The sequence below is a fragment of the Acinetobacter sp. CAU_H_78 genome, assembly GCF_058599365.1.
In genome coordinates, this window is record NZ_CM178652.1 from 1,176,522 (window position 1) to 1,191,669 (window position 15,148).

At 43.5% G+C, this 15,148-nt stretch carries 19 protein-coding genes; all 19 read left to right on the forward strand.

The annotated features are described in order from the left end of the window. Positions 1–73 precede the first annotated feature (73 nt). Positions 74–1,087: an aminoglycoside phosphotransferase family protein gene (locus AC4MCD_RS05775; RefSeq protein ID WP_419364937.1), complete on the forward strand. Its 1,014-nt coding sequence runs from the start codon at positions 74–76 to the stop codon at positions 1,085–1,087. Continuing rightward, positions 1,088–1,777, forward strand: coding sequence for an N-acetylmuramate alpha-1-phosphate uridylyltransferase MurU (gene murU, locus AC4MCD_RS05780; protein ID WP_419364935.1), 690 nt, complete (start codon positions 1,088–1,090; stop codon positions 1,775–1,777). Positions 1,778–1,862: 85 nt separating this feature from the next. Then, positions 1,863–2,495, forward strand: coding sequence for a 16S rRNA (guanine(527)-N(7))-methyltransferase RsmG (rsmG, locus tag AC4MCD_RS05785; protein ID WP_166139427.1), 633 nt, complete (start codon positions 1,863–1,865; stop codon positions 2,493–2,495). A gap of 24 nt (positions 2,496–2,519) precedes the next feature. Further along, positions 2,520–3,302 (forward strand): ParA family protein, encoded by a 783-nt coding sequence (locus AC4MCD_RS05790; protein ID WP_004784019.1) that lies wholly within the window; start codon positions 2,520–2,522, stop codon positions 3,300–3,302. Continuing rightward, entirely contained in the window at positions 3,299–4,186 is an 888-nt protein-coding gene (locus AC4MCD_RS05795; RefSeq protein WP_004784018.1) for a ParB/RepB/Spo0J family partition protein, read from the forward strand. Before AC4MCD_RS05790 ends, AC4MCD_RS05795 begins: the two co-directional genes overlap by 4 nt. 37 nt (positions 4,187–4,223) lie before the next feature. After that, on the forward strand, positions 4,224–4,865 hold the full coding sequence (locus tag AC4MCD_RS05800) for a MotA/TolQ/ExbB proton channel family protein (protein ID WP_125279032.1): 642 nt from the start codon (positions 4,224–4,226) through the stop codon (positions 4,863–4,865). A gap of 10 nt (positions 4,866–4,875) precedes the next feature. Further along, the gene (locus AC4MCD_RS05805; protein ID WP_004784014.1) at positions 4,876–5,298 is read left to right on the forward strand and encodes an ExbD/TolR family protein; all 423 of its coding nucleotides are present in this window, start codon (positions 4,876–4,878) and stop codon (positions 5,296–5,298) included. Then, a complete protein-coding gene (gene msbA, locus AC4MCD_RS05810) occupies positions 5,298–7,025 on the forward strand; it encodes a lipid A export permease/ATP-binding protein MsbA (protein ID WP_419364931.1) in 1,728 nt (575 codons plus the stop codon). Before AC4MCD_RS05805 ends, msbA begins: the two co-directional genes overlap by 1 nt. 3 nt (positions 7,026–7,028) lie before the next feature. Further along, positions 7,029–8,036 carry a tetraacyldisaccharide 4'-kinase gene (gene lpxK, locus AC4MCD_RS05815; protein WP_419374603.1) on the forward strand — a complete coding sequence of 336 codons (1,008 nt, stop codon included), beginning with the start codon at positions 7,029–7,031 and terminating at the stop codon, positions 8,034–8,036. 12 nt (positions 8,037–8,048) lie between these two features. Then, positions 8,049–8,810 carry a 3-deoxy-manno-octulosonate cytidylyltransferase gene (gene kdsB, locus AC4MCD_RS05820; protein ID WP_419374604.1) on the forward strand — a complete coding sequence of 254 codons (762 nt, stop codon included), beginning with the start codon at positions 8,049–8,051 and terminating at the stop codon, positions 8,808–8,810. A 14-nt stretch (positions 8,811–8,824) separates the two neighbouring features. Beyond that, positions 8,825–9,805: a DNA polymerase III delta subunit-related protein gene (locus AC4MCD_RS05825; protein WP_419374605.1), complete on the forward strand. Its 981-nt coding sequence runs from the start codon at positions 8,825–8,827 to the stop codon at positions 9,803–9,805. A 17-nt stretch (positions 9,806–9,822) separates the two neighbouring features. Beyond that, positions 9,823–10,164: a PilZ domain-containing protein gene (locus AC4MCD_RS05830; RefSeq protein WP_004784000.1), complete on the forward strand. Its 342-nt coding sequence runs from the start codon at positions 9,823–9,825 to the stop codon at positions 10,162–10,164. Positions 10,165–10,191: 27 nt separating this feature from the next. After that, a complete protein-coding gene (locus AC4MCD_RS05835) occupies positions 10,192–10,965 on the forward strand; it encodes a TatD family hydrolase (RefSeq protein ID WP_004783999.1) in 774 nt (257 codons plus the stop codon). Positions 10,966–11,005: 40 nt separating this feature from the next. Then, positions 11,006–11,620: a TetR/AcrR family transcriptional regulator gene (locus tag AC4MCD_RS05840; RefSeq protein ID WP_419364926.1), complete on the forward strand. Its 615-nt coding sequence runs from the start codon at positions 11,006–11,008 to the stop codon at positions 11,618–11,620. 9 nt (positions 11,621–11,629) lie between these two features. Next, the gene (locus AC4MCD_RS05845) at positions 11,630–12,178 is read left to right on the forward strand and encodes a type II secretion system protein (RefSeq protein ID WP_125279026.1); all 549 of its coding nucleotides are present in this window, start codon (positions 11,630–11,632) and stop codon (positions 12,176–12,178) included. Further along, positions 12,168–12,752, forward strand: a complete 585-nt coding sequence (gene gspI / locus AC4MCD_RS05850; RefSeq protein WP_180014261.1) for a type II secretion system minor pseudopilin GspI — start codon at positions 12,168–12,170, stop codon at positions 12,750–12,752. Before AC4MCD_RS05845 ends, gspI begins: the two co-directional genes overlap by 11 nt. Next, on the forward strand, positions 12,749–13,375 hold the full coding sequence (gene gspJ, locus AC4MCD_RS05855) for a type II secretion system minor pseudopilin GspJ (protein ID WP_419364920.1): 627 nt from the start codon (positions 12,749–12,751) through the stop codon (positions 13,373–13,375). Before gspI ends, gspJ begins: the two co-directional genes overlap by 4 nt. 14 nt (positions 13,376–13,389) lie before the next feature. Then, positions 13,390–14,361, forward strand: a complete 972-nt coding sequence (gspK, locus tag AC4MCD_RS05860; RefSeq protein WP_491876740.1) for a type II secretion system minor pseudopilin GspK — start codon at positions 13,390–13,392, stop codon at positions 14,359–14,361. A 158-nt stretch (positions 14,362–14,519) separates the two neighbouring features. After that, the gene (locus AC4MCD_RS05865; protein WP_491876741.1) at positions 14,520–15,116 is read left to right on the forward strand and encodes a 6-pyruvoyl trahydropterin synthase family protein; all 597 of its coding nucleotides are present in this window, start codon (positions 14,520–14,522) and stop codon (positions 15,114–15,116) included. Positions 15,117–15,148 lie beyond the last annotated feature (32 nt).

Sequence of the window (15,148 nt, forward strand, 5' to 3'; positions counted from 1 at the left end):
TCATAGAGAAAAAGTTGATAAGTAGCTACACTTAGCACTTTAAAAACTCAGCCTGTACTAGAATTTATTGCAAATGAATACTCAACGCGAACAATTGATACAATCTTGGATTGCTTCTGTACTCGGTTCAGATCAATTTGAAACACATTTTTTAGCAGGCGATGCAAGTTTTCGTCGTTATGCACGAATCAAACTGAATAATAAAACATTTATGCTCATGGATGCACCACCAGAAAAAGAAGATTGTGTGCCTTTTGTGACGATTGATGAATTTTTTGATGCCCATGGCGTACGTGTTCCACACATCGTGGCCAAAGACCTGGAAAATGGCTTTTTGCTGCTCGAAGATTTTGGTGATGTGCTGTTATCAAATTTGCTGAATGATCAGACGGTTGATACCTATTATGAGCAAAGTTTTAAACAGCTGATTCAGCTACAGTCCATTCCGGGAGAAGGTCAGTTTCCTGCTTATTCTTATGAGAAGCTGATTTCTGAAATGGAGCTGCTGACTGACTGGATGCTGCCTGCTCTAAAAATTCAGCCAACAGAATCAGAGTCTGCGCTGATCAAGCGCACATTTGCGATTCTGGCGAATGCTGCTTTGGCACAACCACAAGTCATTGTGCATCGTGATTTTCATAGCCGTAACCTGATGAAAATCGAAAATGAAACCGAACTGGGTGTGATTGATTTTCAGGATGCAGTGATTGGTGCTGATACCTATGACCTGATCTCTATTACCCGTGATGCTTATGTACAGTGGAATGCAGATCGCGTGTATCGCTGGTTTAAAGTGTTCTATGACCTATTGCCAGCAGCTGCAAAACAGGACCGTGATTTCGAACAGTTTAAAAAAGATGCGGATATGATGGCGATTCAGCGTCATATCAAGATTTTAGGTATTTTTGTCCGCTTGTTTGAGCGAGATGGTAAATCTGGCTATCTAAAAGACCTGCCACGTGTGATGTGGTATCTACTGGAAGAAACCAAAGACTATCCAGAATTACAACCATTTATGCAGTTTATTCATGAAAAAGTCATGCCTGTCTTTGAAGCAAAATATGGTTCATACGAGGTAGCGGCCTAAATGAAAGCGATGATTCTCGCGGCTGGCTTGGGCAACCGCATGCGTCCTTTAACTTTGCATACGCCAAAACCTTTACTGGAAGTGGGTGGCAAACCATTAATTGTCTGGCATATTGAAAAACTGGCGGCGATAGGCGTGAATGAAATTGTCATCAATACTGCCTGGCTAGGTGAAAAACTGGCTCAGGCGTTGGGTGACGGTTCACAGTTTGGTGTCAAGATTTTATGGTCACATGAAGGTGAAGGTCTGGAAACAGCCGGTGGTATTATTAATGCTTTACCACTGCTTGGTGATGAACCTTTCATTCTGGTCAATGGTGATGTCTGGACAACCATGGACTTTGCACCTTTATTGAATGTTGAGCTGGGTGAAAATCTGGCACATCTGGTATTGGTACAAAACCCGGAACAGCATCCAAACGGTGATTTCACACTTGCAGACGGCAAGGCTTATATCTTTGATCAGCAGATCAGTGGTGAAAATCTGACTTTTAGCGGTGTATCAGTGATTCATCCGAAAATGTTTGCAGGCTTAGAGGCTGGAAAACGTCCTTTAGCACCACTATTAAAAGCAGCAATGCTGGAAAACAAGATTGCTGCTTCTAAATTGACAGGTATTTGGGTGGATGTGGGAACGCCTGAGCGTTTGAATGCACTGGATTTAATGATCCGTGAAGGGAAGTCTGCTTAAGTGAATATTCACTAAGCACTCCCTACTGTGCCAATATAGAGAAAACGGTATACTTCCACTTAACTTTTTCGAGCGTTGATTGTTTATGCACACGTTTTTTCAAGAACTAAAGCAGGGTAGCCAGGCTTTAGGTTTAGAGCTGTCTGATGAAGCTTTAAATTTATTACTCAAGTACCAGGACGCTTTGGTACTGTGGAATAAAGCATACAATTTGACTGCAATCCGTGATCCTAAGGAAATGCTGGTTAAGCATCTGCTTGACAGTCTGAGTATTTTGAAGGATTTGCCTGCAGGTCGTTTGCTCGATATCGGAACTGGTGGTGGTATGCCGGGCATGATCATTGCTTTATGTCAGCCTGAGCGTGATTGCGTACTACTGGATTCAAACGGTAAAAAAATTCGTTTTCTGAAGCAGTTTATTGCAGACCTAAAATTAAAAAATGTCATTGCAGTACAAACCCGTGTGGAAAATGAAGACAGTATCAATGAGCTGGGTCAGTTTGATGTGATTACCAGTCGTGCATTTGCTTCATTGACAGATTTTGTGAATGCGTCTAAACCGTATATGCATGAGCAGAGTATTATTGCTTCCATGAAAGGTTTGATTCCTGAAGAGGAAGTGGCAGCATTAAAAGATGAATTTAGCTGTCAGATTATTGAACTGAAGGTTCCGCGCTTGGACGAACAACGTCATTTACTTCTATTAAAACGTATTTAAAATTTTTGAAGGATCGGGGTCAACATGGCACAAATTATTGCGATTGCCAACCAGAAAGGTGGTGTCGGTAAAACCACAACCGCAGTAAATTTGGCGGCATCTCTCGCTGTGCTAAAAAAACGCGTTTTGCTTGTGGATATGGATTCTCAAGGTAACGCGACCATGGGGTCGGGGATTCAGAAAAATGACCTGCTGTATTCAGTGACTGATGTATTGCTGGGTGAAGTGCCGATTGAAACTGCGATTACTAAGGCTGAAGTCGGATACAAGGTTTTAGGGGCAAACCGTGATCTGGCTGGTGTGGAGCTGGCGATTGCCGAGCAGAAAGGCCGTGAATTCATTTTGCGTGAAGCTTTGCAGGAAATTGAATCTTCATTCGACTATATCATTGTTGATTGTGCACCAAGCTTAAGCCTGATCACCGTAAATGCACTGGCAGCGGTGGATGGCGTGATTATTCCGATGCAATGCGAATATTATGCTCTCGAAGGTCTGGCTGATCTGACACAAACCATCGACCGGATTCAGCAGGCACTTAATCCAGACCTGCAGATCGTGGGTGTATTGCGTACTATGTATGATGCACGAAATGCCTTGACCCGTGATGTTTCAGAAGAGTTAGAGCAATATTTTGGTAAAAAACTTTATGAAACCGTGATTCCACGTAATATCCGTCTGGCTGAAGCGCCGGCACATGGTCTACCAGTGATTTATTTTGAAAAAAGTTCAAAGGGTGCAGTTGCTTACTTAAATCTGGCAGCTGAAGTATTAAAGAAAAGCAAAGTGAAAAAAGGAAGTAAAGCATGACCGTCAAGAAACGTGGACTCGCCAAAGGTCGTGGTTTAGATGCCTTGCTGGGATCAATTCAAAAAGAAAAATTACAACTCGAAGCACAAGGTCTTGATCATGGTCAGTTGAAACAGATTGATGTCAATCTGCTGAAACGTGGTGAATATCAGCCACGTCGCTATATCAATGAGCAGGATCTGCAGGAACTGGCCGCATCGATTGAAAAGCATGGCATCATGCAGCCAATCGTGATCCGTCCGGTCGATGATGAACGCTATCCATACGAGATTATTGCGGGTGAGCGTCGTTGGCGTGCGGCACAGTTAGCAGGTCTGACTGAAGTTCCTGCGATTGTGCGTGAGCTGAATGATCAGGTCGCAATTGCATTAGCTTTAATCGAAAACATTCAGCGTCAGGACCTGAACCCGATTGATCAGGCGATGGCTTTGCAGCGTTTCCATGACGAGTTTGGTTTAAGCCATCAGGAAATTGCCGATACCGTCGGTAAGGCACGTACTACAGTAAGTAATCTACTGCGTCTGCTAACTCTGGCTGAAGAAGTAAAAGACTTTATGCAGCAGGGCCTGCTGGATATGGGACATGCACGTGCCATCCTGACTTTGAAGGCTAAAGATCAGCTTAAAGTTGCTGAGATGGTCATTGAAAAGAGCCTGTCAGTACGCCAAACCGAACAGTTGGTACGCGACTACAATGCACCGAAAACAGAAAAACCAAAAGCAGCGATTGCGCCGGACATTCAGCAGTTGACTCAGCGTCTGTCTGAGCGCTTTAGTGCGGATGTTAAAATTGACTACAACAAGCAAGGGAAAGGCAAACTGGTCATTAGCTATCATTCTTTAGAAGAGCTGGACGGGATTCTTTCAATCCTGGGCGATGAATAATTAATTTAAAATTTGTTTTTATTGGGGAATAAATCAGATGTGGGAATTGGTTAAAGCAGGCGGCTGGTTGATGCTGCCGCTGGTATTGTGTTCGATATTTATGTTGGCGATTTCAGTTGAGCGTTTCATTCGTTTAAAAAAGAGTCTGGTACTGCCCAACTCACTTCTGATGGGTCCTGCACAAAATGCAGACCAAGCCATGCAAAAGTTGCAGCAAAGTTCAGCTTTAAAAAACAGTACTTTGGGTCGTGTATTTACAGCTGGTTTTGAAGCGTGTCACCAGTCTGAGCAATATGCTCGTGCCCAGATGGAAGTGGTAGCTTCACAGGAAATAGGCTATCTGGAAAAGAATATTAATTTTCTGGGTACTTTGAGTGCAGTAGCGCCTTTACTCGGTTTGCTGGGTACAGTCATTGGGATTATCGAATCATTCTTAATGATTGATGTCGGTACTAATAGTGACCCGGTTTTAATGATGCCCGGTATTTCCAAAGCACTGATCACGACAGCAGCGGGTATGCTGATTGCTATTCCTGCTTTATTTGCACATCGTTATTTCCAGCGTCTGGTTCAGGAATATGTGGCGGAACTTGAGCAGCAAGCAACGTTATTTCATGCCAACCTGTTCTATTTAAATGCTTCAGATGATGTAGAAGAACGCATCAAGAAAGCAAGTTAGGAGCAGTGGCATGAAATTTAAACGTAACCAGGTGGAAGATGTACATATCAATCTGACGCCCATGATTGATTGCCTGTTATTTATTTTGGTCTTTCTGCTGCTTTCAACCACGTTTAACCAGATGAGCCGAATGAACCTGACGCTCCCAGATGCGCAAGGTGTACCGCCAAAGAATTTTGACCAGAAAATTGAAGTGATTGTGGATGCCAATGGTCACTATGCCGTGAATGGTCAGTCTATTGCCAGTAAAGACGCAGCAGATTTAAATACGGCAATTAAACAGATTTCGAATGAACGTCGTGATTTAATGTTTGTCATTGCCGCTGATGCAAAAGCGACACATCAGGATGTTATTCGTGTCATGGACGTTGCAGGGCAACTTGGCTTTGTCAATGTCAACATCAGTACGAAAGTACCAACTCGAGGTTATTAGTGAAGCACGATTTTAAGGTCTATCTTCGCCTTTTAAGCTATTTAAAACCATTTTGGGGCACAGCCTTAATTGTCCTGCTTGGTTTCTCTATTAATGCGGCGACAGAAGTTTCTGTAGCCAAATTACTGGAATATATTATTGAGGCGATTCAAAACAGAGACCAGGGTTTCACCTTACTTTTCCCATTCTTAGTGGTAGTACTGATGTTCTTTCGGGGTCTAGGCCTATTCCTCGGTGGGTATTATACGGCGGTCATCTCGCGTAATCTGGTATTTAATATACGTCAGGAAGTCTTTGCCAAAATATTGCGTTTGCCTGCGCAATATTTTCTGGACAATACCAGTGGTCATATTACGGCCAAAATTATGTATAACGTTGAGCAGCTCACTGCAGCCTCAACTGAAGCACTTAGAACGATCATTCAGCAAGGTCTGATCACGATTGCCTTATTGGGATATCTTTTATATACCAACTGGCGTTTAACCATGTGTATTTTGATCTTTGGACCTGTGATTGGTTTTGTGATCAGTAAAGCTTCAAAACGGATGCGCAAGCTATCACAACAGGTTCAGGACACCATGGGTGACGTAAACCATGTGGTTCAGGAAACGGTAAATGCCAATCTGATCGTTAAAGGTTTTGGTGGTCAGATTTATGAGCAGGAACGCTTTAAACAAAATTCTTTGGAAAACCTGCGCCGTGGTTTGAAAATGGTGGCAGTACAGCAGCTGAACAGTCCAGTGGTACAGTTGATCATGTCAGTTTCACTCAGTATCGTGATGTATATTGCGTTGCGCCCACAAATTCTGGGAGATACGACTGCGGGTGAATTTGTTGCTTATATTACAGCTGCAGGCATGTTGGCACGACCAATCAAGACATTAACTGATGTGAATGAAAAAATTCAGCGTGGTATGGCGGCCGCACATTCTGTATTCGAATTGCTAGATATGCCTGAAGAACATAATACCGGCAAGCTCAATGATGCCTTAAAAGGCAACATTCACTTTAAAGATGTCAATCTGGTTTATGGCGATGGTCACCATGCGATTCATGACTTTAACCTGGAAGTGAGAGCGGGCGAGACTGTAGCATTGGTTGGGCGTTCAGGAGCAGGTAAAACCTCGCTGGTGAATCTGTTGGTACGTTATCAGGAAACTTCATCCGGGCAAATTTTGCTGGATCAAAAACCGATTACTGATTATGAGTTGACTGCTTTACGTACCCAAATCGCAATGGTAAACCAGCAGGTAGTGCTGTTTAACCGTACTGTTCGTGAAAATATTGCTTATGGCCAGCTAGAAAATGCGAGTGATGAAGAAATCATTGCAGCGGCAAAAGCCGCCTATGCCCATGATTTCATTATGGCCTTGCCACAAGGTTATGATACGCCACTGGGTGCTCAAGGTCTGAATCTGTCAGGTGGTCAGCGTCAGCGTATTGCCATCGCCCGTGCCATTTTGAAAAATGCACCGATTCTGATTCTGGATGAAGCGACTAGTGCGCTGGATAATGAATCTGAATACTTTATTCAGCGTGCCTTTGATCAGGCGATGCAAGATCGGACTACGATTGTGATTGCCCACCGTCTATCAACAATTGAAAATGCCGACCGCATTGTCGTAATGGATCAGGGTCGTATTATAGAGCAGGGTAATCATGCTGAGCTAATTGCACGTCAAGGTGCTTATTATCAGCTGCACCAACGTAATTTTGAGGAACATTAAGTCATGGCTTTGGCACAGATCATTCAGGATGCTTGGAATACACAGGCAAAGTGGCTGGTTGTGCTGCGTCCTTTGTCATGGCTTTACCGTTTGGGTTTTGTCAGCAATCACTGGCTTTACCAAAAAGGGATCAAAAAAAGCTATACCGCACCTATTCCAGTAATGGTGATTGGGAATATTACCGTAGGCGGTAGTGGTAAAACACCTTTGCTGATTCATCTGGTGGATTACCTCACTGAAAAAGGCCTACGGATTGGTGTGATCAGCCGAGGTTATGGTGGTAAAGGTCCTTTTCCTGCTTATGTCGATTTAAATACCTTGCCTGAAGTGGTAGGTGATGAACCAGCCTTAATTGTCCAAGCGACTGGTGTGCCGATGGCTGTGGGGCCAAATCGCCAGAAGAGCATTGAGCTTCTGCTAGAAAAGCATAGACTGGATTTAATCATTTGTGATGACGGCTTGCAGCACTGGGCTTTAAATCATCAGATCGAATGGATTGTGCTGGACAATAACCGTGGTTTGGGTAACCAGAAACTTTTACCTGAAGGTTATCTGCGTGAACCCGTTACCCGGTTGGAAAAAGGTACCGTGATTGAACATGCAGCAAATCCAGTTTCGCCTTTGCATATGCATCTTGCAGCCTCTCAGCCCTATCTATTAAATCAACAAGATGTCATCAAAAGCTTTGATCCAACTGCGGCTTTTTATGCAGTAGTCGGCATCGGTTTTCCACAGCGTTTTTATCAAACGCTAGAATATCTGGGGCTGCAACAATTCCAGTGTCACGAATTTCCAGACCATCATGATTATGAAATTGAAGATCTGCAATTTGATGATAATAGCCCGATCATTACGACTGAAAAAGATGCAGTTAAAATTATGGCATTACTCAAACAGTATCCAGATTATCAGCGCGATATCTGGGTGGTGCCAGTCGATGCAGTCTTGTCACCTGCCTGTTATACAATATTGCAGCAGCAATTAGAGCAACAGGGTATTTCTATTTCCTAAGGTTTATTTACGATGAAACATATAGTTATTCCTGCACGCTTCTCCAGTTCACGTTTGCCGGGTAAACCTTTGCTGGAAATCCATGGTCGTCCAATGATTCTGCGTGTCGTGGATCAGGCTAAAAAAGTACAGGGCTTTGATGACCTGTGTGTGGCGACAGATGATGAACGTATTGCTGAAGTCTGCCGTACTGAAGGCGTGGATGTGGTCCTGACTTCAGCAGATCATCCCTCAGGTACGGATCGTTTGAGTGAAGTCGCTCGAATCAAGGGTTGGGCGAGTGATGACATTATCGTGAATGTGCAGGGTGATGAACCTTTATTGCCAGCCCAGTTAGTTAAACAGGTCGCGCAACTCTTAGAAGATCAACCGGCTTGTTCAATGTCTACTCTGTGTGAGCCAATTCATCATTTAGAGGAATTCAAGCGTGACAGCATTGTTAAGGTTGTGATGTCTAAGCACAATCAGGCATTGTATTTTAGTCGCGCTATGATTCCTTATGACCGTGATGGTGCCAAGCTGACTGAACAAAAACTGCATGATCGGGCTTATCGTCATTTGGGTTTATATGCTTACCGCGTGAAACTGCTACAGGAATATGTAACCTGGGAAATGGGTGTGCTGGAAAAACTGGAATCTTTAGAACAGTTACGTGTACTGGAAAATGGTCACCGTATTGCCATTGCTGTGGCAGAAGCCAATTTACCGCCAGGTGTTGATACGCAGGAAGATCTGGATCGCTTAAACCAGATGGATCCATCTTCTTTTGCTTAATTTGAGAATTCTCCATGCCGCTTGATGTCAATGCACAGATTTATCCATGGCAGCAACAGGTTTGGGATACGCTAACCGGGCGTTTTCCTAAGCTTGGGCATGGTTTGTTATTCTATGGAAAAAAAGGCTGTGGTAAAGAAGCCTTTGCCCAGCAGTTTCTGGCCTGGGTTTTATGCCTGAACCGTCAGCCTGATGGGCCATGCGGTGAGTGTGGTAGCTGTCAGTGGCTGAAAGCGGATACCCATCCGAATTACGTCTATATCAGTACTGATGAAGACAATAAAAAACAGAATGCCAAAATTAAAATTGAAAAAATCCGTGATCTTCTTCCTTTTGTACAGCAGACCGTTGATGGCTGGCGCGTCATTGTCATTGAACCCGCTGAAGCATTAAATATTGCCTCTTCTAATGCCTTGCTGAAAACTCTGGAAGAACCGGGTGAAAATATTGTCATTATTCTGCTTGCGGACCATTATCTGAAATTACCTGCAACTATCCGCAGTCGTTTACAGCATTTTGCCTTAGACCGGATTTCATCGGTGCAATTCAGTGAATATGTAGAGGCGCAGTTACCTGAAGCAGGTTCGAGCCAGCAGCAGTTATTGATGAATTTATCCAATCAGATGCCTTTGCAAGCGATTGAGGTTGCACAAAGTTCATGGCTGCCACTACGTCAGGAATTCATGGAAGACTGGAAAAAACTGGTCATTCAAAAAAATACGCCAATGGCAATTGCGACCAAATGGAATAAAAGCCTGAGTTTTGGTGAATTTGGTCAAATGTTTGAATACTTGTTGTCCGATTTAATTTGTGTCAAGCTAAATCAGGCCGTAAAAAACATTGATCTGGACTTTAGTGTATTGGCCGAACAATATTCATTGGAAACACTTTTTAAAATTTATGAGGATTTTCAGCGAGCCAAACAATACCTAGAGCAGAACGTACAAAGTAATCTGGTGCTCGATGAATTGTGTATCAAGCTGATGAATCTTTAGCTTAAGGGGAAAACAAGATGCAACCACGTATGGGCGGTATTATTCAGGCCAATATTCCGGATATTGAAACATTATTTGCCAGTTATATGCCATATGTTGTAGGTGGTGGACTTTTTATTCCTTCCAAGCAGCCAGTAAAATTAGGTGAAGAAGTTTTTGTTTTGACGACTTTACCTGAACAGACGCAGAAAATTCCATTAACCGGAAAAGTAATCTGGGTGTCTCAAAAGCAGAATGGCATCAAGCCACAAGGTTTTGGGATTCAGCTCACTGGTGAAAAAGGCGTTTTCTTCAAAAATGAAGCCGATCGTCTGGTTGCGGGTCTTAAATCTGATGGACGTAAAAGTTACACTATGTAGTTAATTTACCTTCGGTAGGAACTCATTGTGTTTGTAGATACTCATTGCCATTTAACCCTGCTTGATTTAACACCTTATAACGGTGATCTGGATCAGGCGCTCGCTCAGGCCCGTGAAGCAGGCGTATCCAAGTTTATGAGTATCTCGGTGGATCTGGATGATCATATCGAGCTGGCGAAAATCGCGGCCCGTCATCCTGATGTCGGTTATACCGTCGGTGTACATCCTTGCGAAGATGCTGCGACGATGGCGCGTGCGACCACTGAATATCTGGTTGAACTGGCACAGCCTGAAAAAGTCTGGGCACTGGGTGAAACGGGACTCGATTATTATCACAGCACCGATTTTATTGCCGAGCAAAAAGACTGTTTTGCCCGTCATATCCATGCCTCACAAATCGTGAAAAAACCTGTCGTCGTGCATACCCGTTCTGCCAAGCATGACACGGTTGATATTATCCGTGCAGAGAAATCTACCCATGGCATTTTGCACTGTTTTACCGAAGACTGGGAAACCGCTAAAGCTGTTTTAGACTGCGGTTATTATGTGTCTTTCTCAGGTATTGTTTCTTTTAAAAATGCCCAGGATTTGCGTGACGTTGCCAAACAGGTTCCACTTGATCGGGTTTTAATCGAAACGGATAGTCCTTACCTTGCTCCAATGCCATATCGTGGCAAATCTAATGAACCAAAATACGTTCCTTATGTAGCCAAAGCGCTTTGCGATGTATATGATAAGTCGCTAGAAGAAATGGCTTATATCACAAAGCAGAACTTTGAGAATCTTCTGAATTCAAAGTAAATAAAGTTAGATAAGAGTACAAGAGAGTTATAGGGTGAAGATGGATCGTCAGGCTCAGTTTCGAGCAAGAGAAACCTTGATTTTTCAAGTTGCAGAACAGTTACTGCTAGAAAATGGTGAAGCCGGGATGACCCTGGATGCACTGGCAGCAGAACTGGATCTGGCCAAAGGCACTCTTTATAAGCATTTTCAGAGCAAAGATGAATTGTACATGTTGCTGATTATTCGTAATGAGCGCATGTTGCTGGAAATGATTCAGGATAGTGACAAGGCTTTTCCTGAACATTTGGCTTTCTTTATGTTGCACCATCTGCATCACCCTGAACGTACTGTCCTGTTTCATCAGATTGAAGAACGTCTTTCGACAACAGGTGTTGGAATTCAGCATCTGTTTAGCGAACTTTATCAGGTGCGCAAACAGCGTTTACGCCTGATTATTCGTATGACGGAAAGCTATCTGGCTTCAATCAATAGCAGCATGTCGGTGCGTGATTATCTGGCCTCAATTTGGTCGATGACCCATGGTGCAGCTGCGATTCTGAACTCCAGTTTTTATCAGCGCTATCTCGGTTCACGCGATACCTTGCGCGTTGCCCTTATTGATCAAGCTTTAGCTTTACCGAAACAGGTCCATCCTGCCGAGCAGTTCGCCTAAGAGTTGCCTATGATCAGATCACATCACGCCTCCATTCGTGGATTCACTCTAATCGAAGTGATGGTGGTGATTGTGATTATGAGTATTATGGCGTCACTGGTCGTGCTCAATATTAGTGGGGTAGATCAGCGCAAGGCAATGCAGGCGCGGGAAGTCCTGTTACTGGATTTGCAAAGAATCTTGCGGGAATCCAATGATCAGTCTCGTATTCTTGCGCTTGATGTTCAGGCTGCCACTGATGTTTCACCATTTCGCTACGGGGTCGTGGAATATCGCGCCCTTAATCCAGCAGAACCCACTTTAAATCAGCAGAAATGGCAAAGCTATGCGGAGTTTAATCTGCGTAATTTGCCAGAGCAGGTCTCTTTCCGGATTCAGTCTTTAGAGCAGCGTTATAATAATGCCCAAAATCGGGATCTTACTGAAGCCAATGCACCCAAGCTGATCTGGTTAGGCAATGGTGAAGTTAAACCGGTCAGAATCCAGTTCTATCTGGAAGATCGTGTAGTGGGCAATCCGATTGAAATTGATCACTTGGGTAAAGTCCATGAAAGCTAGGGTTTTCAAGCAGAGTGCCGAAGCTGATGTAATCAAGCCGTTTAAGTCAAATGCTGATCGTGCGCAATCCGAGTATAGCTCTTCGTCTTGCGCAGCGGTGAAACAGCGTTTCACTCATCGCGGCTCCTCAAGCACAGCTTTCGGACTTTTTTGCGCGATAATGCCGCTCAGGTCGAGGATTACTCGACTTAATCGTGCCTCAGGATTTACCTTGCTGGAAGTGATGGTCGCGCTGGCGATCTTTGCCACAGCAGCCATGACCCTGACTAAAGTTGCTATGCAATATACCCAATCGACTTCGAATGCCATTTTGAGAACCCAAGCCCAGTTTGTTGCCTTGAATGAAGCGGCACTGATGGAAATTAATCAGCAGTGGCTTACTGGTACAGAATCTAAACAACTCACTCAACAGGGCGAAACCTGGCAAATTGATAAGCGCAGTGAACCCACTGTAAGTCCTAATGTACAACGCATTGAATTACAAGTGAGTCTGGTCAACACTGAAACCGGTCAGGCAGAAAATGGAATTAGCAGCTTGATGTTCTTTAATCACCGGATGAATGAAGCGCCATGAAGTCTAAGGGATTTACGCTGGTCGAACTACTGGTTGCTATTGCTATTTTCGCCGTACTCTCTGCTCTAGGCTGGAAAGTATTTGATTATATTGTACAAACCAAAGACCGTAATGCGGTGCATGAACAGCGCTTAAGTCAGTTGCAAGATACTTATCAGCAGATTTTGCGTGATACGGTGCAGGCGGTGCCTTTAACGGCCAATATTAATGGTGATATTCAGCCGGCACTGGTTTTGCAAAACGGGCGTTTTAACTTTAGTAAGACTGGAGTCACCGATCCTCTGGAAGAGGGGGTTTCTCCAGATGAGCGGGTTGAATATCAGTACCGGGCAGATGAACAAAAACTCTATCGCCTGAAATACCGGAATTTAAACCAGACCGGGCGTGATCAACCTGAATCCAGTGTGTTGTTGTCCGATGTTGAGCAGTTTCAGATCGTAGTACTTAATCCAAATGAAATGACCCAATGGCCAGACTCATCTTTTGATTTAAATCAGATTGAGCAAAAACAGCGTTTACCCAAAGGCATTAAAATTAACTTAATGGTTAATGGGGTCAGTTATGAGTGGATTTTCAGTTTATTGAATACAGACTTCCTGCTTGAAACCCAAAAATTAACCTGACAAAGAATAATAAAATGCAGATGAACAAAGCAATAATGATCAAACAGCAGAAGGGGATTGCTCTGATTACCATTCTAGTGATGGTGGCTCTTGCAACTATTTTGGCTGCGACTATTGCTAAACGTCAGGCTGCAACTGCTGAAAGTACCGCTTATTTAATGCGACAAAACCAGTCTTTGATGTATGCCAAAAGTGCTGAAGCGTTTTTTTCTGAATTGCTAGTTGATGACGCAGAGAATGCTGCTGAAGTTGATCATTTAAATGAAACTTGGGCGCAGCCGATGCCAGCTTTTCCGGTTGAAGATGGTTATGTCTCGGGAATACTGCAAGATGAGTCGGGTAAGTTTAATTTAAATAGCCTGATTACAGCTGAAGGCACGGTGAATGAAAATGCTAAAGCCTGGTTCGAGCTGATATTAAAACGTGCTGGATTGCCAGAGCAGTTGAGTGAAGCCGTGATCGACTGGCAGGATGAAGATGAGATGCCAAGTGGCCCAATGGGTGCAGAATCTAATTATTATCAGGGCTTGCCGAATGGTTCCCTACCTCCGAATGCCAAATTTCATAACGTTGAAGAGCTGAAACTGGTACGAGGCTTTGAAGAAAACAAGTACAAACTAATCGCACCTTATCTCAGTGCTGCGCCTGTAGAAGACAGTACAGTCAATATTAATACCGCATCTGCATTTCTTTTGGCGAGCATGGATGAAAAGCTGGATGTGAATGCTGTGCAGCAATTGCTGGATCGCCGTCAGGCAAATCTGGAATATTTTTCCAATGTGGCTGATCTCTGGACACTAGAACCCTTTGCTCAGGTGGATGCAGCCAAACACAACCTGTTTAATAACCTGCTTGGGGTGCAATCCAATCACTTTAAAGCACGTATCGAAGTGATGCTGAGTGAACGTAAACGTCAGTTTAGTAGTGATCTAGTGCGGCAGGACAAAAAGGTTTATGTTGCCTATCGAAGCATGGCGCCTTTTTAAAATATCACCATTTTAGAATGCTCTCATTTCTTGAACTTGATTCGCGTAGCCTTAATCCCTTTTCCCTATCATGATGAACTGCAAAATTAATCCTCATAGGTTTACTTTTGCTTTATAATTGAAATTAATTCACCTATTTTTTGACGACATTACGGCATATGTTAATTCGTAAGTTATTTAAGTTTGAAAATGCTCATATTGTGCGTAACTGCACCTCGGATCGCTGTAAACGTTCGATCCATGGTCACAGTTATAAAGTCGAGTTATTGCTGAAAGCGTCGAAGTTGGATCATGGCCAGATGGTATATGATTTTGGTCTGCTCAAAGGGGTGATTAAGGATTTCTTTGATTCTTTTGACCATGCGATCTGTTTCTGGCAAAAAGATGATCCTGAATATATTCAGGCATGTAAAAACTTTAGTGCACGCTGGGTATCTTTGCCGGTTTCGCCATCTGCAGAACAGTTTTCACGTATTTTCTTCTTTCTGGCTCAGCAGGTATTGGCATCCACCATTACTCAGAATGGTGAAGGGGATGTTGAAGTTTACTCTGTGATTGTCCATGAAACTGATACAGGCTATGCGCAAAGTTTCCTGGAAGATATCCAGAATGAACAGATGGGTCCACTTAGCCTGGAACAGATTGAATTCTCGGAGCAGGTGCGGGCAGAATGGACAGATCCAGAGATGTTTGTGAAACTGAAACAGGGTCTTCCATTTCATAATCCGGCTGTGGAACTGCAAGTCCAGCCTTAAAAATTCAAATATAAACGCAGACTGACATAGAT